Below are 24,792 nucleotides of genomic sequence, written 5' to 3'. Positions count from 1 at the left end.
GCATCGATGCGCTCGAGAATCATTTGGTTGGCGCTTTATATGATCTCGAAAATGTTCCTGCTTTAATCAAAAGTATAGCCGGCTGGGATTGGATTATTAATGCAGTTTCTAGCGCAAATTAGAATTACATGCATAACGGTGTGTTTACTAGCTTAAGAGAAGTAGTTGATTTTTATAACACGCGGGATATTGATGGAAAATGGCCTAAACCAGAAATTGCAGCAACTATGAACACTGAGGAATTAGGTAATCTAGGTTTATCTGATCAAGAAGTAGATGATATTGTTGCTTTTATGAGGACCCTAAGCGATGGTTACGAATCAGGTGAACATGCAAAGATCGAGTCGGCAGGTGCCATAAACTTACCTTATGTGCGTATTGAAGGGCAAGATGTTGCTAGCAAGATATACTCTGTTCGAATGGAACAAATTACTGCAGAGCAAAACTCTCTCCTGTATCATGTGACTCAACTTAAGGAGTTATCTTTAGCTGATGATGTTTATCTTAATGACATTCCATACTATTCGTTAGATACAGGTATATTAGAAATTCCAGCTATTAAAAAAGAACATGAGAATGGTAAACAATCAACTTATGTCGCACAGTTTAAACAGACAACCCCTAATGGGAATTTAGTCTTTGAGCTAAACTATTATAAAGAGTGGCAGTGAAAAACTACGGCGCTAGTCTCTTCCAATATGAAATGAGATTATTCCATCACCGATAATCCGATGCGCTCTACCATGGTGCATGATTTCGAAAATATCCAACATCATATGTCTCTGGAAGGTATTGGCACTGTCATTAATCTTGGTTTGCGTGGCACATCTTCATCAGTCAGTCCTTTTCTGGAGAATTATCTTCCTGCGACCTATTTGCGGCACTATTTGCCGCTTTCGATCTTTGTTGGACATGAGCGTTCTGTACTTGGCCACCTCAGTTCTGCCGCTGGCCGCTTGCTTGAGAACGTTGCGTATCCACTCATCGTGGATCATATCAGTCCAGCGCGCCCGGTATAAATCCGTCAAAGCCAGTCGCATCAGGAAGTCGTGTAATGGTGCCGGATAAAGTACGCACGCGTCGTAGATGACAGTGAAGTGCGAACTCATTCATTCGTACCCCATCTTGAGCACTTGAGCTTGTTCGGCCAGCGCATCGAGGGTTTTGCTGCGTTCTGCATCGATTCGCTCTTTGTAAGCGATTACATCCTGGTAGCGGACGCGGCGGTGTGTGCCGATCTTGTGGAATGGGATCTTTCCATGTTCTAGCAACTGCACAAGGAACGGACGCGAAACGTTGAGTACATCTGCTGCTTCTTGAGTAGTGAGTTCAGCGTGAATCGGAATGATGCTGACCGCATTGCCTTCACCGATTTCGGTCAGAACATCTACGAGCAGTCGCAGCGCTAACACTGGCACACGAACTGGATGGGTGGCACCTTTGTCGTCGACGATTTCGATCTGTTGGGTTTCTGCCCGGGTCTGCAAGTAGGAAGATAGTGCCCGGCCGCTTTCGCGAGCGATAGCAACCTCTTCGGCTGTCGGCAACGAGTGTGGGGGTGAAAGTGTGGTCATAGCAGTCTCCTGATAGATTAGAGCAGCATCATCACTCAATCTGTTGTCAAGTCACCATAATGCTTGATTCATAAGCTGAGCAGTACCTTTATAGAACCTTGCTAGCCCATTGAGAAGGAAACTAAAATGGAAGTAGTTCATCTCAACCAGAAGCAATTGACTGCTTGTTGGCACAGCAGCGAGGCAATCCTCGAACACCGACGTAGCAGGGGAATCGGTCCAAAGTTCCTGAAGTTGGGCGGTCGCGTACTCTACCACCAGGTTGACATCGAGACTAATGAAGAATCGTGCTTGTCCATTTCAACTGGCGTCAGCTTGTCGCTGACGCCAGTTGAAATATATGCCGTATTGCCAGTAAACTTTCACCTTCAGATAACTTCAGGAATTCTCCCATGAACATGTTCACTCCAGGTCTTGATTACCTTCGAACAAACCTATGAGCAACGAGAGCAACAATTTGAGATTGGCAGTACTGATTGATGCAGATAACACCTTCAAGGTGATTGACCTCATTGATGAATTGTTCGAGGAAATATCAAAATTTGGAGATGCGAGTGTCAGACGTATTTATGGTGACTGGACACAAAATCAACTGAGCCGTTGGAAGGAAATTCTGCCTAAACACGCCATTCAACCCGTTCAGCAATATGCTAACACCAAAGGCAAGAATGCAACGGATAGCGCGTTGATTATTGACGCCATGGATCTGCTCTACACAGCTCCACTGGATGGTTTTTGCATCGTTTCCAGCGATAGCGATTTCACCAGACTAGCAATTCGATTCCGCGAATCCGGTAAACTGGTCTACGGATTTGGTGAGAAAAAAACACCAGAATCGCTGCAAGCCGCCTGCAATGAATTCAAATATTTCGAAATTCTCTCGCAAAACAAACAGGTCGAAAGTGAAAACAGCCTTTCGACACAAACGGAAGACATTTCTAGCAAATCCAAAGCAAGCTCGAAAAAGAAAACCACAAAATCTGTGACATCTTCGAGCGAAGCTGCAGCCACACCCGACACCAAGAAAAGCTCCAGGGAGCTGGCGATGGATACCAAACTGGTATCACTGATCCGTTCTGCAATTGAAGCGCTTTCCGATGAAGACGGTTTTGCTCACATGGGTGAGGTGAAAAAACATATTGTGAAGAACTTCTCGGCATTCGACTCGCGCAATTATAGTTACGCAAAATTCAGCGACCTCATCAAGGCCATTGGCTTGTTCGAAGTAGACACTCAGAATCAGCGTATTAAGGATAAAAGGAAAAAATGAGCGAGACCCTGGTTTTCTGTATCGCTCATAAGCTGTTTCCTTCGCCTACTAATACTAATAAAAAACTAATTGATTAGTCCGATTTTAACTTATTGATGTTTAACAATGTTATTTTAATCCATTGCGGATTTCACACATTTCTTGGTAGCGACACTAGAGAGAAAAATGGTGCTAAGAGAGAAAAAATGAGCGAATTTGGAGGATTTCTTGAAACTTTAAAATACGCAAGAACCCTTAAGAATCCCTGCGAACCCGCGAGAGAAGGCAAAAAAACCAACCGGATGAAGGGTTGGTTTTTGGTGTTGGTGGAGGCGGCGGGAATTGAACCTTCAGTTATTTCTAATAAATCAATCATATAACTTTTACCTGTGCTAATTTTGTGTCAATTTGCTGCATTTTCTAGGGTATTTGGGAGTTATTAATCAACTATGAGATTAAACCTATTCAATGAGACAATCAAGCGTTGATTAGGTTATGAAAATTAGTATCTTGTATAATATTGCTTCTTTATGCATATTCCATAATTTTTAACTATTATTTTGATAGTTCTCAATATAAATAATATATTTATATCTATATATTGTAGCTTTACATGTTATTTGAACGGTATATAAGATAGTTTTTAATTAAGCATTCCTAACTTTGGATTCTCAAGAATAATGAAGTTATATCTGAGTACTGCAGTATTTTATAATCGAGCACCGTTTAAGAGTCTTAAGCTAAATTTCGATAAAAACGAAATTGCGGTTTTGACTGCAATTAATGGTCGAGGTAAGACAACCATCCTATCTCATATCGTTGACGCCTTTCATGAGATAGCAAGACCATTCTTTCTAAATGAATATGAGGGAAAAGAGAACGACCTTTATCGGGTTTCATCATTTATTGAGAATCTTGACTTCACTAAACCATCGCTTGCATATCTAAGATTCATAACGTCGAGCGGAGATATCGTCGATTACGCTAACGTAAGAAATGCATTAACCGAGGTTGAGTACAACGCTTTCGAATTGCCAGATAATAAAATTCCTTTCAGTGAACTGAAAAATTACTTGGATCAATCGAATTTTGTGAGGATGATTTTTCCAAAACTTGACCAAAAAAAAATTGAAGAGATTTTTAGATATAACTTATTAACATATTTCCCAGCATATCGACACGAGTCTCCTGCCTATCTGAACGATCCTTATAAAATAGAACTAAATTTCACGAAAAGATCGAGGTTTAACGGATATCTAGCAAATCCGATTGAAGTTGTATCAGGACTACCACAGCTCGCAAATTGGATCATGGATATTGTACTTGACATGAGAATTGACAATGAAAATGCTAAGGATCAGTTATTATTTCATAATTTAAACAAAATATTAACCAATTCAATTGTCTCAAAGGACTGTGATTTCTTGAGATTTGGAGTTGGCCCACGGGGATTAGGCAGCGTTAGGATACAGGTAGTTAAAAACTGCGAAAATGACCAAGAAACTCTATACCCGTCAATTTTCAATATTTCCTCAGGCGAGTCTTCTATGCTGTGTTTATTCGGTGAATTAATCAGACAGGCTGATAATATTTCTAAAGACAAGCCACTTGAAGCAATTTCTGGAATTGTTCTTGTTGACGAAATTGATAAACATTTGCATATCAGGCTACAAAAAGAAATTCTACCAACGTTACTCACATTGTTTCCAAATATACAGTTTATCATAAGCTCTCATTCACCGTTTCTAAGCATGGGTCTCGCTGAGATTGCATCAGAACGTGCAAAAATTGTCGATTTAGAAACTTTTGGAATATCTAAAGATCCGACTACGAACGAGCTTTATACTGAAGTTTATAGAATGATGATTGGCGAGAACGATAGATTCAAAGAGCTGTATTCTTCTCTAGAAGAAAAAATAAGAAACGGAAATGTTCCTCTTGTCATTACTGAAGGTAAAACAGACGTACAACATTTAAAGTCTGCAATGAGTCGATTGAATATTAATGATCTTGAATTTCAATTCTTCGTTCTCACTGAGAGCTGGGGAGACTCGAAGTTGAAGTCGCTATTGGAACAATTGTCAAAAGTATCTCAATCTAGAAAAATAATTGGGATTTTTGATAGAGATGTGGAATCCATAGTTGCAGATATAGAAAAGGATGGGAGAGCATATAAGATATATGGAAACAATGTGTTCGCATTTTGCTTACCTGTTCCACCTGGGCGAGAACAATATACTCAAATTTCTATTGAGTTTTTTTATCAAGATAGCGACCTTAAGAAGGAAAAAAACGGAAAACGATTATATTTTGATAATGAGGTGTATATTCATCAGAGTGCAGCAAAACCGAGTGAAAGAAACCTAGTTAAACGGAATAATGTTAATTTAAGTGAAGAAAATTCAAAAAAAATCTATGATCAGAACATAGGTCAGCATGACTGGATTCATTCTAAAGCAGAGTTTGCTAATTTAGTTGAGAGCGATCCAGGGTTCGCTAATAATTTTGACTTTTCTAGTTTTCATTCAATTTTCAGAAGACTTAGAGAAATAATAACTTCTACAAATTTTAATCCCGCATTCGTGAGCCTACCTGAGAATATCACTAAATAGGAAATCAGGGTATAGGCTATTTATACTTATTTTGAGCTAACAACTATCTAGCTTAATTAATGTTACAAATATATCATTGATTTCCAGTGACCAAGGTTTGTCTTATATCGCGATATCGCTAGCAATTAGGAATAGAAATTTGATCTATCCTAACAATTGCGGAATTCCTGTTCATAAATTTTTCTTTCTTGCCTTTAGTCTTTATGAATCTTCTATTGGGCTACCCAGATGGAGTTTTCGCCACGTGAGAGCAGCGTGGATGTGAAGATGCACAAAGAATGGGGTCAGGTCGCGAATCAAGAAAAATAAGTGTATACATACAAACTATGTCAAGACCACTCCGTTTAGAATTTCCGAATGCGCTTTATCACGTGACATCGCGTGGAGATCGCCGCGAAAACATTTATGAAGACGATGATGACCGGCTAAGGTTTTTAGAAATCCTTGGAACGGTTGTTGTTGATTACAACTGGTTGTGTCATGGCTATTGTCTGATGGATAATCATTATCATCTCATCATTGAAACGCTTGACGGGAATTTGTCAAAGAGTATGCGGCAGCTCAATGGCGTTTATACCCAGGCGTCGAATCGACGACATGGACGTAGCGGCCATCTTTTTCAAGGACGATACAAAGCAATCCTGGTGAATAAAGATCGTTATTTGCTCGAGCTTTCCCGCTATGTCGTTTTGAATCCGCTAAGAGCCAAAGGTATGGTCAATCGGCTTGAAGACTGGCCGTGGAGCAGCTATCTGGCAATGGTAGGAGATGTACCAAGACCTGAATGGTTAACAACGGACTGGATATTATCTTTGTTTGGCAAGCAAAGAATAATTGCAATGGAGCAATATCGGCAATTTGTCCTGAAAGGCGTGCAGCATCAACCTGAAATATGGTCGAATTTGAAAGGTCAGATTTATTTAGGGGATGAAGCTTTCGTAACTGAAATGCAGAAAAGAATTGGGAAGGAAAAAGACGATTTAAATATACCTCAGCAGCAAAAGCGACCGATTGCAAAACCTTTGTCTGAAATTGCTGCGCAACACAAAGATCGCAAAACGGCGATTGTCGCTGCTTACAAAACAGGTGCATACAGCCAGCGAGAAATCGGAGAGTTTTATCAATTGCACCCAACGACGATTGGGGTTATTGTTCGCAAGAACAAGAATTCTTGATTCTGGACCTGGCCCTTTTGTGCGTGCGTAAAAAGATCTTTTTGCTGCTGTATAAAATTTCTGATAAGAATGATTTTTCGGTTGACTTGCGCAACATTCTAAACGATTTACCATGCAACCTATACACTACATTTGGAACTCTGCCGCATTAACACTTCAGGTACTGATTCCCGGAACCACTGCATGTCCATATACTCAGGGCTGCCGTGACCTACCCGAAGAAGCAAGGTTACTTTAAAAGAATGTGCTTCTGGGACAAAAAGCACGACGATATATAATATGTATCGTCGTGTCTGTGCTGATAAAGTCAGTTGATCTAAATTAATCCAGTCGCACGCAAGTTCTTGGCGGCGTTAACCATATTGGTTAACGCCTGGGTGACCTCTTCCCATTGCCGCGTCTTGAGACCGCAATCCGGATTCACCCATAGTCGTTTGGCCGGGATGCGCTCGCCAGCCTTCTTCATCAGATTAATGATGTGTGATTCGGTCGGAATGTTCGGAGAGTGGATGTCATACACGCCCGGTCCAATCTCATTGGGATATTTAAAGCTGTCAAATGCATCGAGCAGCTCCATGTCGGAGCGCGAGGTTTCAATCGTGATTACATCCGCATCCATGCCAGCGATCGACGCAATGATGTCATTGAACTCTGAGTAGCACATGTGAGTATGGATCTGGGTTTCATCAGAGACACCATTGGCCGCTATACGGAACGATTCTATTGCCCAGTCGAGGTACTGCTGCCATTCCTTTTTGCGCAGTGGCAGGCCTTCACGCAGAGCGGCTTCATCGATCTGAATGATCCGCACGCCGGCCTTTTCCAAGTCCAATACTTCCTCGCGAATTGCCAGAGCAAGTTGATAACAGGATGCCGAGCGTGGCTGGTCGTCCCGCACAAAGGACCAGTTCAACATGGTTACCGGGCCGGTCAGCATGCCTTTCATCGGTTTATCTGTCAGTGACTGTGCGTATTGGATCCATTCAACGGTCATAGCCTTTGGACGGCGGATATCGCCGAACAGGATCGGTGGTTTCACGCAGCGTGAGCCGTAAGACTGAACCCAGCCAAATTGGCTGAAGGCATACCCTTCAAGCTGTTCACCAAAATATTCCACCATATCATTGCGTTCGGCTTCGCCATGCACCAGCACATCCAGGCCAAGTGCCTCCTGCTCGCGCACAGCATGGGCGATTTCAGCACACATGGCTGCTTTGTAGTCGGCTTCATCCAGTTCACCGCTTTTGAACTGGCTTCGCGCCCGGCGAATTTCGGCGGTTTGCGGGAACGAACCAATCGTGGTGGTTGGGTAGACTGGCAGATTCAGCAGGGCAGCCTGTTTTGTTGTTCGTATCGCATACGGGCTCTTGCGCTTGCCCAGTTCCGGGGTAATGTTGGCAGCGGCGGCCTTGACTGCCGGGTTGTTTACCCGCTGAGAGGCACGGCGTGAATCAATGGCGGTCTGGTTGGCTGCCAGTTCTGCCTTGACCGCATCACGACCCTGATTTAGCGCGATCGCCAACACTTTGAGTTCATCTTGCTTTTGCAGCGCAAAGGAGAGCCAGGAACGAATCTCGGTGTCAAGCTTCTGCTCGCTGTCGAGGTCCACAGGTACGTGCAGCAGTGAGCATGACGGTGCGATCCAGAGGCGATCGCCCAGCGTATCATGTATGGGTTTTAACCAATCGAGCACGTCATTCAGGTCAGTCTTCCAGATGTTGCGACCGTTGATTACGCCCAGCGACAGGACTTTATAAGAAGACAGCAGGTTAAGTAGAGGAATAACTTCATCGCGTGCATTGATAGCGTCCAGGTGAAAGCCTGCGACTGGCAGCGTGCTGGCGAGATGTAGATTTTCCTGTAACTGTCCGAAATAACTGGCAATGAGTAGCTTGACGCGGTTGGTTTTGAGGTGATGATAGGCAAGGGTAAAAGCATGCTGCCAATCAGGATCGAGTTCAGTGACGAGTACCGGCTCATCCATTTGTATCCATTCCACGCCCTGTGCCGCCAGTTGATCCAGCAATTCGGCATAGACGGGCAATAGTTTTTCCAGTAGAGCAAGCTTGTTGGAATTGTCCTTCGCCTTACCGAGCCATAAATAGGTGACCGGGCCGATGAGTACGGGTTTGGCTTTGATCCCCTGGTTCCTGGCTTCTATGATTTGTGCCAGCAGACGCGAAGCATCTAAAGAGAAAGTGGTTTCGGCGGTAAACTCAGGGACAATATAATGATAATTGGTATCAAACCACTTTGTCATTTCTCCTGCCTGTACACTGCTGCAGCAAGCACCGTGCTCTTCTGTCGTTTGGGCTGAGCGTCCGCGTGCAACACGGAAATAGTTGTCAAGCGCATTGCCATGGAAGCTTTGCACGCGCTCGGGTAGATTGCCCAGTATAAAGCTCATGTCCAGTATGTGATCATAGAAAGCGAAATCGCCGATCGGGACCAAGTCCAGCTTGGATTGATTCTGCCAGTGGCGTTGGCGTAGCTGCGTACCGACCATCTCAAGTTCTTCTCGGGAGGATTGTCCATTCCAGTAGGACTCAAGGGCAAATTTCAATTCACGTTTAGCGCCAATGCGTGGAAAGCCTAAATTATGCGTGGTGACCATATTACCTTTACCTTTTCTTTGAATCATTTGAAAAAAAGAAACATGGTAGATGCGTTAATTGATGAAGTAAAATGATAATATTTCAATAATCAATTAATTTTATTCATATACTATGCTCGAAAGAATTCACTTGGCTATTATTCGAGAGGTTGATCGACAAGGTTCCCTTACAGAAGCTGCGCGCATGTTGTGCTTGACCCAATCCGCCTTGAGCCATGCAATGAAGAAACTCGAGCAGAAATTCGGCACGAATATATGGTTGCGAGAAGGGCATCGCCTCCGACTAACCCAGGCTGGCCAGTATCTGTTGGCAGTCGCAAACCGGCTGTTGCCACAACTGGACCATGCAGAAGAGCGCATGCGTCAATTTGCAAAGGGAGAACGCGGTACGTTACGCATCGGGATAGAATGTCATCCTTGCTATCAGTGGTTGCTCAAGGTGGTATCGCCTTATTTGACACAATGGCCGGATGTAGATGTAGATGTCAAACAGAAATTTCAATTTGGGGGCATCGGTGCGTTATTTGGTCATGAGATCGATTTACTAGTTACGCCAGATCCGCTATACAAGCGAGGACTACACTTTGAGCCAGTGTTCAACTACGAGCAGGTGCTCGTGGTGAGTCGCCAGCATTTGCTCGCTTTGGCAACATATGTCGAGCCGCAACAATTGAGTAGCGAGGTATTGATCACTTATCCGGTAGAAACTGATCGATTGGATATCTATACTCAATTTTTACAGCCCGTTGGCATTACTCCTAAACGTCATAAGATCATTGAAACGACAGACATTATGCTACAGATGGTGGCCAGCTGTAGAGGTGTAGCAGCCTTGCCGCGCTGGCTGGTAGAAGAGTATGCAAGTAAAATGGACATTGTTCCTGTGCGGCTAGGGCAGCAGGGTATCACCAAACAGATTTTTCTAGGTATACGAGAAACAGACGCCGGGATTGATTACTTAACTGCCTTTGTCGAGTTGGCTCGTCAGCCAGTGTACCTGTAGCGTTGAGCGAGAAGGAATAACATTTTCCTATTGAAATCTTCAGACATTCAAATCCAGACCAAAGGGTTCGTTATTCTGCCAAAACGGAGTATCGTTGAAAGAACATTCATATGGCTCGACATTAACAGAAGGTGGGTTGTATCTTTTGAGCGTTAGCTTTCCTTATATCATCGAGTGAATCTGGATCAAGCGGTCATGAGTGCTCGGCAAATGATAAGACAAGCATGTTGCCAAACTTACCCTCCGCAACTGCGTCCTGTTTGGGGAAAATCTCTACTATTCCAATTCACCGCAACTGGCGCGATTATGAAAAAATTAAAAAGAATAAACAGCTCTTATATAATCAGCAAGACCTCTCTGTCCGCACGCATATCGAACGCGTGCTTAAGGATTATGTTGGCCGATGCTGTACCATGCTCGGGAGAGTGCGCTGTGTATTAGCCGCCATCTTATAGAAAGCATGATTGTGGAATTTTTAAGAATATCGTTATTGTTCGCTGTTACTGCCGTGGCTGAGATCTTGGGCTGTTATCTGCCTTGGCTAGTTCTTAAGCAGAATAAGTCGGCATGGTTGCTGATTCCGGCTGCTCTTTCGCTGGCGTTGTTTGCGTGGCTGCTGACCCTGCATCCGACTGCGGCGGGGCGCACCTATGCAGCCTACGGTGGGATGTATATTACCGTTGCTTTAGTGTGGCTTCACTTCGTGGAGGGGGTGGCTCTGACGCGCTGGGACGTAGCGGGAGCCTGTGTCGCGCTGATGGGCATGGCTATCATTGCGCTACAAACAGTGGTAGAGGCATAATCTGTATGTGTGAGAAGTTGCCTTAGTTGACGTGGCCCAGAGTTCCATTATCCACTCTGTGAATCTAGAAGGTTTCCTCCGCCTACCAATGCTGAAAATCAACCGTTTGATTAGTCCGAGCGTAATTATTTGATTTTTATAATCAAAAAAATTAGAACTTGCGGACTTCGCACTTGTATGACGGGCAGAGGTGGAGAGAATAATGGCGCGAAGAGAGAAAAAATGAGCGTATCTGTGGGATTTCTTGAAACCTCGAAGTCCGCAAGAACCCTCAAGAATCCCCGCGAACACGCGAGAGTAGGCGAAAAAAAACCAACCGTATGAAGGGTTGGTTTTTGGTGTTGGTGGAGGCGGCGGGAATTGAACCCGCGTCCGCAAGCCCTCTACAGACAGTTCTACATACTTAGCCAAGTTTATTTGATTTAACCTGTCATCCGCCAACCGGCAGGCTGATGAAAGGCGAGTTACCTATTTTTTAGTACTTTGCAAAGTAACCCTACAAAATACGATCCTCGTTAGTGACTCCACTGCCTGTTGCCAGACCCGGCGTTGAGGCCCACCGGTGTGGAGTTCAGCCGGATTAAGCGGCTAAAGCGTAATTTTCGTCGTTTGCGACTATTTTTTTTCAGATGTATTTACGAGGTAACTGATCCTCGGTATGCCCTGCACTGCTTTGCAACCCACGTCGAAGCCGAATCGCCCCCAAGATAATTTATACTAAATAATAAGATTGTGTTGATACGAAAAAGTTCAGTTCAAGTATATGATTCTAACAGAATCTTTGAATTGATTCTAACAAAATGCCCTAAATATATTTGAGCAAATCTTCAGGATGATCAATGAGATGATCTGCACCCCAGGATTCGGGTGGCGCATCGTTGCCCAGATAACCATAGCGGGCAACAATTGGTTTTATTCCAGCAGCCACACTGGCCTTAACATCACGAATGTCGTCACCGAGATAAATACAATTCTGTGGGGAAACATTAATTTGGTGACATGCAGTAAGCAGTGGTTCCGGATGGGGCTTGGTATTAGTCGTCTCATCGCCACTAATAATGCAGGCTGCCCTGTGATGTAGCCCTAATGCCTGCACGAGGGGTTGAGTGAAGCGAGCAGGTTTGTTGGTCACGATTCCCCAAGGCAGATTTCGAATATCCAGTTGATCCAGCACGTTGGTCATACCTGGAAATAAACAGGTATCGTGACATAAACGTTCGGCGTAAAAGCGGAGAAACTCATCGCGCATCATTTCATACTCTGAGTCAGTTGGCGTGAGATTGAAGCCGAGATGCAGTAATCCACGTGATCCAGCCGATGCTTGACGGCGAATAAGTGTAATGGGCAAAGGAGATAATCCCCTTGCTATGCGTTGCCGATTGAGTGCATGACCCAGATCAGGCGCAGTATCGGCAATGGTGCCATCAAAATCGAAAAGAATTGCCTCAATCATTTATCAACTTTTAAGCTCGGAATGCCATGATATAGTTGACACTCGTATCGGCTTCAAGTGCATAAACTTTAGTAATGGGGTTGTAGGTCATACCAATAATTCTGGCTTCGTTTAATCCTGCAGTTCGCGCCATGCGCGCAATCTCAGAGGGTTTGAGAAATTTTGCGTATTCGTGAGTGCCTTTTGGTAATAGTTTAAGGATGTATTCGGCGCCAAGAATGGCAAAGAGATAGGATTTCGGGTTACGATTGATAGTCGAAAAAAAGACCCAGCCATCAGGTTTAGTTAGGTGAGCGCATGCTCGTATTACGCTGGCAGGATCAGGTACATGCTCCAGCATTTCCATACAAGTGACGATATCAAAATGGTGTGGTTGCTCTTTGGCAAGCATCTCGACAGTAATTTTTCGATAATTAACCTGCTGTCCACTTTCGAGCAAATGGAGTTTAGCGACTTTCAGTGCTTTATCGCTCAAATCGATACCAGTCGTGTTTGCTCCGCGTGCAGCCATTGCTTCAGACAATATGCCGCCACCACAGCCAACATCTACCACAGTTTTTCCTTTCAACCCTCCACTTAATTGATCGATGTAATCCAGTCGTAATGGATTAATGTCATGCAGTGGTTTAAATTCGCTATTAGGATCCCACCAACGATGGGCAAGCTGGCTGAATTTCTCCAGTTCTATCGGATCTGCATTGATACTATCATTTTCCATGCGATTTTTTTTATCCTATATTTTAGCTATTGAGGCGTTTCTGCCATTGTATTGCTCGATTGATCAATTCCTTTTCGTTCAGAGTAACAAGTTCTCCGTCATCCAGCAATAGCTTGCCATTGACCCAGACGTGGCTAACATGTTCTTGGCCAGCGACATAAACAAGATGTGAAACAGGATCAAAACAAGAGGAGAGCGTTAGTCCGGAGAAATCAACGGCGGTGATATCTGCAGCTTTGCCAATCGATAAAGAGCCCGTGATTTTATCGAGCCCCAATGCAATGGCGCCGTTCAGAGTAGCCATGCGTAGCGCCTGATGAGCAGGAAGCGTCTCTGCCTTGTGACTACTGGCCTTGGCAAGCAAAGCGGTAAGTCGCATTTCTTCAAACATGTCAAGGCGATTGTTACTGGCGGCGCCATCTGTACCAACACCGACATTGATTCCATGGGCTAATAAATCAGTAACCGGAGCAAATCCGCTCGCTAGTTTAAGATTGGAAGAAGGGCAATGTGCAACATTGCAATTTTGTTGTTTGAGTAGCTTAATTTCTTTTTCGATCAAATGCACCATATGCACTGCAATTAGCTTGGGGCCAAGCAAGCCAAGTTGGTGTAAACGTGCAAGCGGACGAAGCCCGCAGGTATTTAGGCTGTGCGTAATTTCATCATGAGTTTCATGCAGGTGAATATGCACAGGTAAATCGAGCTGATCAGCGTAGGTCATGATATTGGCTAAGACTCTATCATTGACGGTATAAGGTGCATGGGGTGCCAAACAGAACGATAGCTGTGGGTGCTGAGGATACTGGTCACGCAGTGCCAGCCCTTTAGCCAGATAATCATCAGCATCACTGGCATAGGAAGAAGGAAAATCAATGACAATTAATCCAATAGCTGCCCGCATACCGGTTTCAATGACAGCCTTAGCAGTAACTTCCGGAAAATAGTACATGTCATTAAAACAAGTAATCCCTCCTTTAAGCATTTCAGCACAAGCTAGCTTTACCCCATCCATCACAAAATTTGCATCAACAAATTGTTTTTCTGTTGGCCAGATATGATGATTGAGCCATTCCATTAGAGGCAAATCATCAGCTAAGCCACGCAGCAATGTCATAGCTGCATGCGTGTGCAAATTGATTAAGCCTGGAATGATCACATGACGATTAAGAGCAATATGATTAAGAGAAGTAAATTGTATTCGTGCCTGTGAACTTGGTAGGATAGCTTTGATAATACCATCGTCAATCACTATGGCATGATCGATCAAAACAGTTTTTTCTGGTTCGACTGGAATGATCCAATGCGCTTCAATGATTGTATCAACGGTTACAGGACTGGTCATTTTTATTGCATTTTAAAAAAAAGCCCTGCACACATTGTGCAGGGCTTTTTATCTTGAATTTGAATGGAACGTAGAAACTAATCTTAGTGACCTTCTCGTGTGCCTGCTACTTCAATTTCTACCCGGCGATCAGGTGCCAAGCAATCAATCAGCCCCTTGGTTTTTTTCTCACCTATGCAACTTCCGCCTGTTACCGGATTAGCTTCTCCTTTACCATCCGTAAAAATACGATCTGGACTAATTCCATTGGAAGTTACCAGGTAATGCTTGACTGCTTCAGCACGTCTCATGGAAAGGTTTTTATTATAGTCTTCCGAGCCAATACGGTCAGCATAGCCAACAGCAATGATGAGGTCGTATTTAATACCTCTTAGTTTACTTGCAAAGATATCCAGAGATTCCTTTCCTTCAGGTTTAAGGACAGCTTTGTCAAAATCAAATAGTGCATCCGCAGAAAAGGAGATTTTTTCTGGCTCGGTTAGAGCAGGTACGGGAGCTGGTGCTACTGGTTTTGCAGCAACCTTTTCTTCTGGTTTTTTGACTAAATCTGGATCACATTCATAAACTGCCATGGCTGGTGTCCAGTAGCCTGTACGCCAGCATAAGCCTGTAGAATTTCGGGTTACGACTCCACGATCATCTGTATTATAAGCTTCTGCTTTGTTTGCATCGCTTTCGCCTTGTTTATAACGTGTTTCAGCAAAAGCCATTGTTGAAAGTAAGAATAGTGATAAAACGACTGCTTCTATTAGGTATTTTCTGGTCGACGTTATCTTTTTCATGCTATTGTCCTTTTGATAATTTTGCTTCACTCAAAAATAACCCCACAAAATCATTTGTTGCTGATGCGATCTCGTGACACTCATCAAAAAATTGATAATTAATGCGCTACTTGAGCGGATTATGAGTCCAGCTTTTTATTTTTGTCAAACCAGTTTGTTGCTATTATGCAACACTGTGGCAATCAATTGAACTGACCTGATAGAATAAGTCGATACAATATTATTTTAGACAGTTTCTAAATAGAATGTTCTATAGCTGGAATTTAAATCGTACTCAGAATAATTGATGATAACGTCTCGCCTATTTTTCGATGACATCGAGATACCTATAAAATGTTTTATTTGATTCTGAAGAATCAAGAGATGCTTATTAACCTACTGTTGTTACAGGATGGGGCATGAGCGGCTCATCTATCTATTCGTTAACGAACTTTGAAACCGAGTGTGCCAGTGAATGATTTCCCCAATGTGACTATTTCTGCTTATAACCTGAGTCGTAGTTTTGGTAAGCATATTGCCGTGCACAGAGTTGATCTGGAATTAAAGCGAGGCGAGGTATTGGGCTTGTTGGGTCCTAATGGTGCGGGAAAAAGCACGACCATGCAGATGCTAACTGGTAACTTAGCGCCAACAAGTGGTAGTGTGCAAATCTGTGGTATTGATTTGCTTAAAAATCCTCGTGAGGCCAAACGCCATATTGGTTATTTGCCTGAAAATCCACCATTGTATAAAGAATTGACAGTGGATGAATATCTCCAATTTGCTGCTAGATTGCACCATATCGATTTATCAAGAATCGATTCTGTATTGACTGAGGTCAAACAACGCTGCGGACTCAGTAATATAGGGAAGCGACTGATCAGTACATTATCCAAGGGTTATCAACAACGTGTAGGAATTGCGCAGGCGATTATTCATCAGCCTGAGGTTATCATTCTTGATGAACCCTCTGTAGGGTTAGATCCCAATCAGATACGAGAAATTCGTATTCTAATTCGTGAACTTGGTAAATCTTCCAGTGTTCTTCTTTCCACTCATATACTGTCGGAACTCGAAAGTGTATGCGATCGAGTGCAAATCATGAATCAGGGCATTATGGTATTTAATGCTGCGCTAGCAGAACTTAAACAAAAGAATCTCAGCCTTGAGCGAATTTTTGAGCAATTTACTCTAAGAAACGAAAATACTGGAAATTAATAAGATGATTTTGACGATTGCCAGGAAGGAATTGAAATTACTGTTTGTTTCGCCACTGGCCTGGACCTTTCTTGCGCTGATCCAGTTAATGTTAACTTGGATTTTTTTGGGGCGACTCGATGCTTTTTTAGAGCTGCAATCACAATTCATGCAGATTGCCAATCCGCCTGGGGCGACAGAAGTTATCATAGTGCCGGTATTTGCGGTGGCATCATTGGTATTGTTAATGGCAACACCCTTATTTACGATGCGCCTAATGGCAGAAGAGTGGCGTAATCACACTATGACCTTGTTAATTTCTGCGCCGATTTCCATGACGGCTATTGTGCTGGGTAAATTCCTAGGGCTATTGATATTCTTTTTATTAGTTACGCTACTTGCTGTGATGTTGTCCCTTTCTTTACTCATTGGGGGAACAATGGATCTTGGCTTACTATTAAGCAATGCCATCGGTTTATTACTGCTGACTGCCTGTTTTGTTTCTGTTGGACTATATATATCCAGCTTGACTTCCCATCCAGCAATTGCCGCGGTAGGGACATTAGGTGTATTGCTAGCTTTATGGATAGCGGATATTGTGGCAAGTGATGCAAGTAGTGTTATACAGAATTTTTCATTGCTCAGGCATTATGAAAGCTTCAATCGTGGTTTGATTGATTCATTCAGTCTCGTTTTTTTGGTTCTTTTTACCGTTACTTTCCTCATATTGACTATTCGTCGTCTGGATGGAGAACGGCTTCATGGGTGAGTCTGGGTTGCCAGTATTTTTTGGTGCATGATCTGAATGATTACAGTTAATAGAAAATTGCGACTCCATCTGCTGCTGCAGAATGGGCTATTTGTTGTACTGCTCTTGATACTGGCTGGTATGCTGGGTTATCTAGCGTTTGAGTTTCGTACGCAATGGGATATCAGTCAGAATAGTCGTAATAGCTTGAGTGAGGCAAGCCTGGAGGTGTTGCGAAAACTCAATGGCCCAGTGAATGTCACGGTTTATGCCACTAACCAGGATCCTCAGCTAGGCGATATCAGAAAAATTATCAGCGATTTTGTAGTTGCCTACCAAAGAATAAAACCTGATCTTGTACTTAACTTTGTTGATCCAGTTGAGCAGCCTCATCTTGCTCAAGAAGTGGGCGTGAGAATGAATGGTGAGATGGTGATATCCTTGAATGATCGAAGTGAACATATTACGACTATTAATGAGCAAACATTTACCAATGCATTGATGCGATTGGCTCGATCTGACCAAAGGCAATTAATGATGCTTTCAGGTCATGGTGAACGTAAGCTAGATGGCATTGCCAATCGTGATATGGGAGACTTTGGCAAAAAATTGGCAGAAGCTGGCTTTAAAGGCGAAGCGCTTAATCTTGCCAGTACACTGGAAATTCCATCCAACATAAGTGCGCTCATCATCGCTTCCCCACAAACTGATTTACTGGCTGGTGAAGTGGATAAACTGCTTGATTACATTGAGCATGGCGGCAATTTGTTATGGTTGGTAGATCAGGGATCACTATACGGCCTGTTACCGCTAGCCGAAAAATTAGGTTTGACTTTTACACCCGGTGTGGTGGTTGATCCACAGGCTAAACGATTGAGGGTGCCTGTCACATTTGCATTGGGAACAATTTATGGCCAGCATGTTATTACTGAAAATTTTGATTTCATTACGGTATTTCCTTTTGCACGGCAGATTATTTTCAATGAAAACGAGGAATGGTATGGTGTTTCATTGGTTGAGGTGGCGCCAGAAGGATGGGTGGAGACTGGAGAGTTGAATGATGAGGCTACTTTTAATGAAACTGATGATGTGGCAGGTCCGGTTAGCGTGGCGGTAGCACTGAATCGTACTATCGATGATCGCGAGCAACGTATCGTTATTGTCGGAAGTGGGCATTTTCTTGCAAATGCCTATCTTGGGAATGGCGGTAATATTGATTTTGGAATTAATCTAGTTAATTGGCTTGCAGGTGATGAGGATTTGATTACCATTCAACCTCGGGCAGCCATCGATAGTCAATTAATGTTAGACGAGTCTGCATTAACCGTGATCGTAATTAGCTTTCTCATTGTCCTTCCTTTACTATTCCTAATGAGCGGATTAATTATTTGGTGGTATCGGAGGAGAAGGTAATACCATGCATTCCCATTCCTGGCTTAATTTGATTATGTTTGCCACAGTCGTTGCGCTTGCAACGTTTCTCTATATCAAACCTTCATTGCAGGAAGAGGTATCCTATAAAATTTCATCGCTCTCTGCGGAAGCAGTGCAGCATATCCGTGTCGCAAGACAAGGTACCTTGATTGAATTGAGTCGATCTGATAATCGCTGGCAGATGAGAAAGCCTGTGCAAGGCAGAGTGAATGGAGTAAAAGTTGAACGCATTCTCGAAATTCTATCTGCGACAAGCCAGCATCTTTTACCATCGACGAATTTGAGTCACTATGGTCTGGCATCACCAGTTATTGAGTTGCAAGTTGATCAAGAATCGTTCAATTTTGGTGACCTGGCACCTATTACCAACGAGCAATATGTAGCAATTAAGCAGCAGGTATTTCTGATTTCACCACACTACGCAGCTACGCTGCCAGTATTACCCATCGATTTGTTAGATTCGAGATTATTTGCGGAAGATGAGATTCCAGTCGAGTTTGTATTGATGCATATTCATTTGAAGCATGGGGAGCATTGGCAAGTGAGTTCGCAGCATCAGGAACAAGCCTTAAGTCAGGATGAGTTGAATCAATGGATTCAGGATTGGCAATTGGCTCAAGCAACCTATTTGACACTGGATTCTGGTAAAGCAGATACGGATGGAGAAGAAATCAGTATTATGCTGCGAGATGGAAGAAAGATTAAGTTGATCGCTGAGCAGAATGAATCTGAGCTAACCTTACTGCGCGAAGACGAAGGTATACGCTACCATTTTCCGAGTAGTATCGGTAAGCGATTACTGGATCCCTTTTCGATTAATAAGGAACAAGCAGTCTTTGCTGAATAATGCCGGAATTACCTGAAGTCGAAGTCACCCGGCGAGGTATTGAACCTTATTTGTTAAATCAGCGTATCGCGCACGCTACAGTTAGAAATCCTCGTTTACGTTGGCCGATTCAGAGTAATCTTGAAGAGATTCTGGTGGGGCAGGAAATAACCGCAATAGTACGACGTGCAAAATATCTCCTGTTCATTTGCAACAAAGGGACATTGATTGTGCATTTGGGCATGTCTGGAAGCTTGCGCTTAGTATTTGCTCGAGTTCCCTCAGAGAAACATGATCATTTTGATCTGGAACTTACCAATGGTGTAATTCTTCGTTTCAGAGATCCTCGTCGTTTTGGAGCAATTCTGTGGAGTACAGGAGATGTCATGCAGTATCCATTGCTGGCGCGACTCGGTGCTGAACCATTGTGTTCATCCTTTGATGGGAAAAGCTTATATGAGAGGACACGGCATCGTATCAGCAGTATTAAGGAAGTACTTATGAACAATCGGATTGTGGTGGGTATTGGTAATATCTATGCTAATGAGGCATTATTTCGTGCCGGTATACATCCCAGAACACTGGCCGGTAAAATTGGTCTGAATCAATATGAGAAATTAGTTTGCTCCATCAAGGCAACTCTTAATGCAGCAATAGAAGCTGGCGGCAGCAGCTTAAGAGATTTTGTTAAGTGCGATGGTAGTCCGGGCTATTTCCAGCAGCAATATTGGGTATATGGCCGGGCAAACCAGCCATGTCGAATATGTGGCAGTATGATTGAACAGATTAAGCAAGGGCAGCGTTCAAGTTTTTATTGCCCAAAATGTCAAAAGTGAGCTTATTGTTTATTTATAAAGTCTGCCAGTAAGTTATTTCTAACCTTTCTAACACGAACGTTATTTTAGGTATGGATTTTATGGCACGGTGGATCATGATTGCTGGTGTAATACTGCTTATTCTGGGCGCAATATTGCATGTGGCTCCCTGGTTATTAAGCTGGTTTGGTAAATTGCCCGGCGATATCAGGATAGAAACAGAGCGAGTAAAGGTTTTTATACCTATTACTTCCATGATTATCGTGAGCATCGTGCTCACGATAATCATAAACATATTCAAGCGCTAAGACGGTTACTTAAGCCAAAGCAACGAGATATAACCTGAGAATGTTATTGGCGCTGATTTATTAAAACAAGCTAAATACGAGTAATTGCTTGCTTAGAAAAATATGAGTTTGGGAATAATATGAATATTACGTTTGTTGGTGGCGGCAATATGGCCAGCGCTTTGATCGGTGGACTATTGCAGCAAGACTATCCTAGAGCACAAATACATGTTGTAGAAATAAATCCAGAAAATCGGGACAAAATCAAACATCAATTTGGAGTAACAACTGGGACTGAGCTTGCAGCAGGTATTATCGATCGCGATGTTATCATTTTGGCAGTTAAGCCACAGCAGCTTTTTACCGTAGCAGAGCAACTCGCTCCCTTACTCACTGGTCAGTTGGTTATTTCTATCGCGGCCGGCATTCGTACGTCAGATTTATCTCGCTGGCTAGGCAGTTATAGCTATATAGTACGGGCCATGCCCAATACTCCTTCCTTGATTCGTGCTGGAGTCACTGGCCTGTATGCGTTACCTACCGTGACTAATCAACAGAAGGAAAATGCTACCTCCATTCTAAATGCGGTGGGATCGGTATTGTGGGTGGAGCAGGAAACGCTATTGGACGCCGTGACTGCTATTTCAGGGAGTGGTCCTGCTTATATTTTCTATTTTATTGAGGCGATGTTACAGGCTGGTGTGGAATTAGGTCTGAGTATAGAGCAAGCAAAACAACTAACTTTGCAAACCTTTTTAGGTGCGGTGCAACTGGCAAGTCAGAGTGAAGAAGATGTTGGTATCTTACGATCTCGGGTAACTTCGAAAGGTGGGACGACTGAGCAGGCACTACTAAAGATGGAGCAGGATGATATTAAAAATGCAATTGTGCGTGCAATTCATGTAGCCTTCAAGCGTGCTCAGCAAATGGGTGATGAATTGGGTAGCAAATAGCCTTTAACTTCTAGTACCAAAATCTTCAGGGAGCAATTGATGTCCAGTCAAATATTAATATTTCTTTTAGATACCGTACTTGGCCTATTTTCCCTTGCGTTACTGCTACGTTTCTATATGCAATTGTTGCGTGCGCCTTACTATAATCCATTATCAAAATTTCTTGTTGCCATTACCAACTTTATCGTTCGGCCGGTGCGTCGGATAATTCCCTCTTGGAGGGGTTTTGATCTTTCCACATTGGTGCTGGCTTGGCTTGCCCAATTTATTATCTTGGTGGGAGTGAGTATTTTGCAGGGGTATGCGCTCGATTCATCCGCTGTAAGCATATTCATAGGATTTGGGCTACTGGCATTGGTCGAACTTGTTAGAATGACGTTGTACATTGTTATGATCATGATTATTGTCCAAGCAGTACTTTCCTGGATTAATCCCTACAGTCCATTAGCACCGATACTTGATAGTTTTACTCGACCAATTTTAGGGGTTTTCCAACGCCGTTTCCCCCCTGTCGCCAATGTTGATCTGTCACCTTTGTTCGCCATTATCGTGGTGCAGTTGCTATTAATGATTGTGGCAGGTGTGCAACAGGAAATCTCAGTCATGTTCAGATGAGCTGGTATCAATGTGATGGCAATCACAATCTTATTTTAAGGCTTTATATTCAACCGGGCGCAAAGCATACCGAATCGGTCGGGTTGCACGGTGATGCGCTTAAAATAAAACTTTCCGCCCCAGCTGTTGAAGGTAAGGCAAATAAAGCGTTATTAAAATTTCTTGCTGAACGTTTCCAGGTACCATTGCGGCAGGTGTCCCTCAAGCAGGGAGCGCAATCTCGCTACAAGATAGTTGAAATCTATCAACCTTCTATGGGGATACAAGTACTTTTAGCAGATGATTGTTTAAAATAGGTTGTATCGATATCCGCTTATTGCTATTTGCCGAATGACGTAGGACGTGGTCGGCGTGACCATGTGGTTCGTGATCACCATATTGCCCGTCTGATTCAAGGCAAATGGACATCCCCTTCAGCACTTAGCCAGGAAGGTTGGTCGATTGATGGATGCCCGGTTAATGGTCCGGCATTAGCAGCCCGTAGAGATCATATTGTAGCAAGCTGGTTTACTGCGGAGGGAAGTCGTCCACGAGTGCGTGCTGCATTTTCCAGCGGCAACACATTGCAGTTTGATCAATACTTTGAGGTGGACGATGCCAAACCTTCCGGCAGAATAAGGGTTGAATGGTTAAATAATCACACGGCACTGGTCATGTGGTTAGCTGCAATGAATAGCGTGACCAGAAAAGCAAGTCTTGTTGCACGTAAAATATTTACAGATGGAACGATGGGACCGATAAAACAGTTGATTGACATCAGCCCAGGGCGGGATAGCGGTATTCCACAGCTGGTTAAAAATGATTCTGGATTTTTGCTAGCCTGGACGAGCGCAGCACCTAGTTATGGTGTGCAAACTGTTCAGTTCGAACTGGAATGCTGGAATAGTAAAAGATTGGAAGGCTCTTTCCTGCAAGGAGTCAGTATCATATAGCCATACATTATCATCTTGCGCTTTTTTCTACAAAAAATTCCTACCAATCCGTTTTTTTGCTTAGTATTTTATGTTTAAGTAAGGGTTAAGTAAAAAAGCTTATTCGTATGCCATTTATATCATTGAATGGTTTAATTTGTACTTTGTCGGCAAGCAAACAAAGTATCGTTTTCTTCATATATAAAAGATTTGCAATCGAATAAAAAATCAGTGGAATATTTGGATTGATGGCAGAATGCGTATAAATGGAATGGTTATTTATTTAATTTTAGAGGAGAAAATGTAGGATGAAGTATAAGAGTATTGAGGAATTCAGGAATTATGTTTCTGAACGTAACCCTGGTCAACCGGAGTACATGCAAGCTGTTACTGAGGTTATTGAGAGTTTATGGCCTTTTATTACCCGCAATCCCCGTTATGCTGAACATGGCTTACTGGATAGAATTGTAGAGTCAGAACGCATAATTATATTCCGTGTTTCCTGGGTCGATGATAGCGGTGAAGTAAGAGTTAATCGTGGTTACCGTATACAACATAACTCAGCGATTGGTCCATATAAAGGGGGTATTCGTTTCCATCCCTCAGTCAATCTATCCATTCTCAAGTTTTTAGCGTTTGAACAAACGTTTAAGAATGCTTTGACGACTTTACCCATGGGAGGCGGTAAAGGGGGCTCAGATTTCGATCCTAAAGGGAGAAGTCCCGGTGAAATCATGCGTTTTTGTCAGGCTTTTGTGAGCGAACTATTTCGTCACATTGGTGCTGATACGGATGTTCCTGCAGGCGATATCGGTGTTGGTGGTCGAGAAGTTGGTTACATGGCAGGCATGGTTAAAAAATTGACTAATCATTCAGATTGTGTGTTTACTGGTAAAGGAATCAGTTTTGGCGGCTCATTGGTTCGCCCAGAAGCTACAGGTTATGGTACAGTTTATTTTGTTGATGAAATGCTTAGATACGTCGGTCAATCATTAGATGGTCTTCGCGTTGCCGTGTCAGGGTCAGGTAATGTAGCGCAATATGCAGTAGAAAAGGCAATGACCTTTGGTGCAAAAGTAGTGACTATTTCAGATTCGAGTGGAACAGTGGTTGATGAGGCAGGGTTCACACCTGAAAAGCTCGCTATCCTGTCAGAAGTAAAAAATGTTCTTTATGGCCGTGTGAACGAGTATGCTGAGAGAATAGGAGCTAAGTTTCTTCCAGGAGAAAAACCATGGCATGTGCCTGTAGATGTTGCCTTGCCGTGTGCGACACAGAATGAAATCAGTGAAGACGACGCGGCATTTTTGATTAAAAATGGTGTGATCTGTGTAGCAGAAGGTGCAAATATGCCTTGTACCGCTGGTGCTGTGAAGCGTTTCGAGCATGCTAAAGTTTTATTTGCACCAGGTAAAGCAAGTAATGCGGGAGGGGTGGCTACATCTGGCCTGGAAATGAGTCAACAGGCAATGCGACTTTTCTGGTCACATGAGGAAGTCGATGCACGGTTACAGGAGATTATGAGAGCTATCCACCAAGCGTGTTTGCAATACGGCGAGCGGGATGATGGTCGTATCAATTATGTTGATGGTGCTAATGTAGCTGGTTTCGTTAAAGTAGCTGATGCAATGCTGGCTCAAGGAGTCATTTGAGGAATTGAGATACTAGAAATTTGATTATTTTAGTAGCAATAAAGCTAT

Annotated in this window: 26 protein-coding genes and 1 other RNA gene; 20 read left to right on the top strand and 7 right to left on the bottom strand. The window is 43.2% G+C overall.

The window, feature by feature from the left end; translation table 11 throughout:
* Positions 1-128: 128 nt before the first annotated feature.
* Positions 129-671, top strand: coding sequence for a hypothetical protein (locus tag R2Q26_RS03415; RefSeq protein ID WP_317534982.1), 543 nt, complete (start codon positions 129-131; stop codon positions 669-671).
* Between the two features lie 72 nt (positions 672-743).
* Positions 744-1,019: a hypothetical protein gene (locus R2Q26_RS03410; protein WP_317534981.1), complete on the top strand. Its 276-nt coding sequence runs from the start codon at positions 744-746 to the stop codon at positions 1,017-1,019.
* 90 nt (positions 1,020-1,109) lie between these two features.
* Here the strand turns inward: R2Q26_RS03410 and R2Q26_RS03405 are convergent, their stop codons facing one another.
* Positions 1,110-1,574 carry a helix-turn-helix domain-containing protein gene (locus R2Q26_RS03405; protein ID WP_317534980.1) on the bottom strand — a complete coding sequence of 155 codons (465 nt, stop codon included), beginning with the start codon at positions 1,572-1,574 and terminating at the stop codon, positions 1,110-1,112.
* A gap of 126 nt (positions 1,575-1,700) precedes the next feature.
* Between R2Q26_RS03405 and R2Q26_RS03400 the strand changes: the two genes are divergently transcribed.
* The 5 genes from R2Q26_RS03400 (at position 1,701) to R2Q26_RS03380 (ending at position 6,610) form a co-directional block, all read left to right on the top strand.
* Positions 1,701-1,970, top strand: coding sequence for a hypothetical protein (locus R2Q26_RS03400; RefSeq protein WP_218132407.1), 270 nt, complete (start codon positions 1,701-1,703; stop codon positions 1,968-1,970).
* A gap of 40 nt (positions 1,971-2,010) precedes the next feature.
* Positions 2,011-2,844: an NYN domain-containing protein gene (locus tag R2Q26_RS03395; RefSeq protein WP_317534979.1), complete on the top strand. Its 834-nt coding sequence runs from the start codon at positions 2,011-2,013 to the stop codon at positions 2,842-2,844.
* A 185-nt stretch (positions 2,845-3,029) separates the two neighbouring features.
* Positions 3,030-3,203: a hypothetical protein gene (locus R2Q26_RS03390; RefSeq protein ID WP_317534978.1), complete on the top strand. Its 174-nt coding sequence runs from the start codon at positions 3,030-3,032 to the stop codon at positions 3,201-3,203.
* A gap of 300 nt (positions 3,204-3,503) precedes the next feature.
* Positions 3,504-5,435, top strand: coding sequence for an AAA family ATPase (locus tag R2Q26_RS03385; protein ID WP_317534977.1), 1,932 nt, complete (start codon positions 3,504-3,506; stop codon positions 5,433-5,435).
* Between the two features lie 326 nt (positions 5,436-5,761).
* Entirely contained in the window at positions 5,762-6,610 is an 849-nt protein-coding gene (locus R2Q26_RS03380; protein WP_317534976.1) for a transposase, read from the top strand.
* 316 nt (positions 6,611-6,926) lie between these two features.
* Here the strand turns inward: R2Q26_RS03380 and metE are convergent, their stop codons facing one another.
* On the bottom strand, positions 6,927-9,224 hold the full coding sequence (gene metE / locus R2Q26_RS03375) for a 5-methyltetrahydropteroyltriglutamate--homocysteine S-methyltransferase (protein WP_317534975.1): 2,298 nt from the start codon (positions 9,222-9,224) through the stop codon (positions 6,927-6,929).
* Positions 9,225-9,336: 112 nt separating this feature from the next.
* Here metE and R2Q26_RS03370 point away from each other — a divergent pair, with 112 nt between their 5' ends.
* Positions 9,337-10,227, top strand: a complete 891-nt coding sequence (locus tag R2Q26_RS03370; protein WP_317534974.1) for a LysR family transcriptional regulator — start codon at positions 9,337-9,339, stop codon at positions 10,225-10,227.
* Between the two features lie 460 nt (positions 10,228-10,687).
* Positions 10,688-11,029 (top strand): YnfA family protein, encoded by a 342-nt coding sequence (locus R2Q26_RS03360; protein ID WP_317534984.1) that lies wholly within the window; start codon positions 10,688-10,690, stop codon positions 11,027-11,029.
* A 342-nt stretch (positions 11,030-11,371) separates the two neighbouring features.
* On the opposite strand, the gene ssrA is transcribed toward R2Q26_RS03360, so the two are convergent.
* The 5 genes from ssrA to R2Q26_RS03335 all read right to left on the bottom strand — a co-directional run bounded on the left by ssrA (position 11,372) and on the right by R2Q26_RS03335 (position 15,327).
* Positions 11,372-11,733, bottom strand: a transfer-messenger RNA (tmRNA) gene (gene ssrA, locus R2Q26_RS03355).
* Positions 11,734-11,834: 101 nt separating this feature from the next.
* Positions 11,835-12,482, bottom strand: coding sequence for an HAD-IA family hydrolase (locus tag R2Q26_RS03350; protein WP_317534973.1), 648 nt, complete (start codon positions 12,480-12,482; stop codon positions 11,835-11,837).
* A gap of 10 nt (positions 12,483-12,492) precedes the next feature.
* The gene (ubiG, locus tag R2Q26_RS03345) at positions 12,493-13,200 is read right to left on the bottom strand and encodes a bifunctional 2-polyprenyl-6-hydroxyphenol methylase/3-demethylubiquinol 3-O-methyltransferase UbiG (RefSeq protein WP_317534972.1); all 708 of its coding nucleotides are present in this window, start codon (positions 13,198-13,200) and stop codon (positions 12,493-12,495) included.
* 22 nt (positions 13,201-13,222) lie between these two features.
* Positions 13,223-14,545, bottom strand: a complete 1,323-nt coding sequence (locus tag R2Q26_RS03340) for a TRZ/ATZ family hydrolase (RefSeq protein WP_317534971.1) — start codon at positions 14,543-14,545, stop codon at positions 13,223-13,225.
* An 83-nt stretch (positions 14,546-14,628) separates the two neighbouring features.
* Positions 14,629-15,327 (bottom strand): OmpA family protein, encoded by a 699-nt coding sequence (locus tag R2Q26_RS03335; protein WP_317534970.1) that lies wholly within the window; start codon positions 15,325-15,327, stop codon positions 14,629-14,631.
* A 444-nt stretch (positions 15,328-15,771) separates the two neighbouring features.
* Here R2Q26_RS03335 and R2Q26_RS03330 point away from each other — a divergent pair, with 444 nt between their 5' ends.
* From R2Q26_RS03330 to gdhA, 11 genes are all read left to right on the top strand, one after another.
* On the top strand, positions 15,772-16,524 hold the full coding sequence (locus R2Q26_RS03330) for an ABC transporter ATP-binding protein (protein WP_317534969.1): 753 nt from the start codon (positions 15,772-15,774) through the stop codon (positions 16,522-16,524).
* A gap of 4 nt (positions 16,525-16,528) precedes the next feature.
* Complete coding sequence (locus R2Q26_RS03325; protein ID WP_317534968.1) at positions 16,529-17,272, top strand: ABC transporter permease; 744 nt, start codon at positions 16,529-16,531, stop codon at positions 17,270-17,272.
* Positions 17,273-17,308: 36 nt separating this feature from the next.
* The gene (locus R2Q26_RS03320) at positions 17,309-18,664 is read left to right on the top strand and encodes a GldG family protein (protein ID WP_317534967.1); all 1,356 of its coding nucleotides are present in this window, start codon (positions 17,309-17,311) and stop codon (positions 18,662-18,664) included.
* 4 nt (positions 18,665-18,668) lie between these two features.
* Positions 18,669-19,532 carry a DUF4340 domain-containing protein gene (locus R2Q26_RS03315; protein ID WP_317534966.1) on the top strand — a complete coding sequence of 288 codons (864 nt, stop codon included), beginning with the start codon at positions 18,669-18,671 and terminating at the stop codon, positions 19,530-19,532.
* Positions 19,532-20,347: a bifunctional DNA-formamidopyrimidine glycosylase/DNA-(apurinic or apyrimidinic site) lyase gene (gene mutM / locus R2Q26_RS03310; RefSeq protein WP_317534965.1), complete on the top strand. Its 816-nt coding sequence runs from the start codon at positions 19,532-19,534 to the stop codon at positions 20,345-20,347. Before R2Q26_RS03315 ends, mutM begins: the two co-directional genes overlap by 1 nt.
* 80 nt (positions 20,348-20,427) lie before the next feature.
* Positions 20,428-20,634, top strand: a complete 207-nt coding sequence (locus tag R2Q26_RS03305) for a DUF2905 domain-containing protein (RefSeq protein ID WP_090572107.1) — start codon at positions 20,428-20,430, stop codon at positions 20,632-20,634.
* A gap of 119 nt (positions 20,635-20,753) precedes the next feature.
* Positions 20,754-21,566 carry a pyrroline-5-carboxylate reductase gene (gene proC, locus R2Q26_RS03300; protein ID WP_317534964.1) on the top strand — a complete coding sequence of 271 codons (813 nt, stop codon included), beginning with the start codon at positions 20,754-20,756 and terminating at the stop codon, positions 21,564-21,566.
* 39 nt (positions 21,567-21,605) lie between these two features.
* Positions 21,606-22,181: a YggT family protein gene (locus R2Q26_RS03295; protein WP_317534963.1), complete on the top strand. Its 576-nt coding sequence runs from the start codon at positions 21,606-21,608 to the stop codon at positions 22,179-22,181.
* Entirely contained in the window at positions 22,178-22,477 is a 300-nt protein-coding gene (locus R2Q26_RS03290) for a DUF167 family protein (protein ID WP_317534962.1), read from the top strand. The genes R2Q26_RS03295 and R2Q26_RS03290 overlap by 4 nt, the downstream gene beginning before the upstream one ends.
* Positions 22,478-22,504: 27 nt before the next feature.
* A complete protein-coding gene (locus R2Q26_RS03285) occupies positions 22,505-23,113 on the top strand; it encodes a hypothetical protein (RefSeq protein WP_317534961.1) in 609 nt (202 codons plus the stop codon).
* 287 nt (positions 23,114-23,400) lie between these two features.
* Positions 23,401-24,744 (top strand): NADP-specific glutamate dehydrogenase, encoded by a 1,344-nt coding sequence (gdhA, locus tag R2Q26_RS03280; protein WP_317534960.1) that lies wholly within the window; start codon positions 23,401-23,403, stop codon positions 24,742-24,744.
* Positions 24,745-24,792: the final 48 nt, after the last annotated feature.

It is taken from the genome of Nitrosomonas sp. Is37 (assembly GCF_033063275.1).
GTDB lineage: Bacteria > Pseudomonadota > Gammaproteobacteria > Burkholderiales > Nitrosomonadaceae > Nitrosomonas.
Note: the sequence above shows the minus strand (reverse complement) of the source record. Positions and strands in the feature narration are given on the sequence as shown.

Excerpts from the sequence above, each read along its gene's own strand:
- metE (WP_317534975.1), bottom strand. The coding sequence starts at position 9,224 with ATGGTCACCACGCATAATTTAGGCTTTCCACGCATTGGCGCTAAACGT.
- R2Q26_RS03340 (WP_317534971.1), bottom strand. The coding sequence starts at position 14,545 with ATGACCAGTCCTGTAACCGTTGATACAATCATTGAAGCGCATTGGATC.
- R2Q26_RS03385 (WP_317534977.1), top strand. The coding sequence starts at position 3,504 with ATGAAGTTATATCTGAGTACTGCAGTATTTTATAATCGAGCACCGTTT.
- R2Q26_RS03410 (WP_317534981.1), top strand. The coding sequence starts at position 744 with ATGGTGCATGATTTCGAAAATATCCAACATCATATGTCTCTGGAAGGT.
- R2Q26_RS03350 (WP_317534973.1), bottom strand. The coding sequence starts at position 12,482 with ATGATTGAGGCAATTCTTTTCGATTTTGATGGCACCATTGCCGATACT.
- R2Q26_RS03370 (WP_317534974.1), top strand. The coding sequence starts at position 9,337 with ATGCTCGAAAGAATTCACTTGGCTATTATTCGAGAGGTTGATCGACAA.
- R2Q26_RS03390 (WP_317534978.1), top strand. The coding sequence starts at position 3,030 with ATGAGCGAATTTGGAGGATTTCTTGAAACTTTAAAATACGCAAGAACC.
- R2Q26_RS03295 (WP_317534963.1), top strand. The coding sequence starts at position 21,606 with ATGTCCAGTCAAATATTAATATTTCTTTTAGATACCGTACTTGGCCTA.
- R2Q26_RS03400 (WP_218132407.1), top strand. The coding sequence starts at position 1,701 with ATGGAAGTAGTTCATCTCAACCAGAAGCAATTGACTGCTTGTTGGCAC.
- R2Q26_RS03320 (WP_317534967.1), top strand. The coding sequence starts at position 17,309 with ATGATTACAGTTAATAGAAAATTGCGACTCCATCTGCTGCTGCAGAAT.
- R2Q26_RS03305 (WP_090572107.1), top strand. The coding sequence starts at position 20,428 with ATGGCACGGTGGATCATGATTGCTGGTGTAATACTGCTTATTCTGGGC.
- R2Q26_RS03380 (WP_317534976.1), top strand. The coding sequence starts at position 5,762 with ATGTCAAGACCACTCCGTTTAGAATTTCCGAATGCGCTTTATCACGTG.
- R2Q26_RS03360 (WP_317534984.1), top strand. The coding sequence starts at position 10,688 with ATGATTGTGGAATTTTTAAGAATATCGTTATTGTTCGCTGTTACTGCC.
- R2Q26_RS03415 (WP_317534982.1), top strand. The coding sequence starts at position 129 with ATGCATAACGGTGTGTTTACTAGCTTAAGAGAAGTAGTTGATTTTTAT.
- R2Q26_RS03290 (WP_317534962.1), top strand. The coding sequence starts at position 22,178 with ATGAGCTGGTATCAATGTGATGGCAATCACAATCTTATTTTAAGGCTT.
- R2Q26_RS03395 (WP_317534979.1), top strand. The coding sequence starts at position 2,011 with ATGAGCAACGAGAGCAACAATTTGAGATTGGCAGTACTGATTGATGCA.
- ubiG (WP_317534972.1), bottom strand. The coding sequence starts at position 13,200 with ATGGAAAATGATAGTATCAATGCAGATCCGATAGAACTGGAGAAATTC.
- proC (WP_317534964.1), top strand. The coding sequence starts at position 20,754 with ATGAATATTACGTTTGTTGGTGGCGGCAATATGGCCAGCGCTTTGATC.
- R2Q26_RS03405 (WP_317534980.1), bottom strand. The coding sequence starts at position 1,574 with ATGACCACACTTTCACCCCCACACTCGTTGCCGACAGCCGAAGAGGTT.
- mutM (WP_317534965.1), top strand. The coding sequence starts at position 19,532 with ATGCCGGAATTACCTGAAGTCGAAGTCACCCGGCGAGGTATTGAACCT.
- R2Q26_RS03335 (WP_317534970.1), bottom strand. The coding sequence starts at position 15,327 with ATGAAAAAGATAACGTCGACCAGAAAATACCTAATAGAAGCAGTCGTT.
- R2Q26_RS03325 (WP_317534968.1), top strand. The coding sequence starts at position 16,529 with ATGATTTTGACGATTGCCAGGAAGGAATTGAAATTACTGTTTGTTTCG.
- gdhA (WP_317534960.1), top strand. The coding sequence starts at position 23,401 with ATGAAGTATAAGAGTATTGAGGAATTCAGGAATTATGTTTCTGAACGT.
- R2Q26_RS03315 (WP_317534966.1), top strand. The coding sequence starts at position 18,669 with ATGCATTCCCATTCCTGGCTTAATTTGATTATGTTTGCCACAGTCGTT.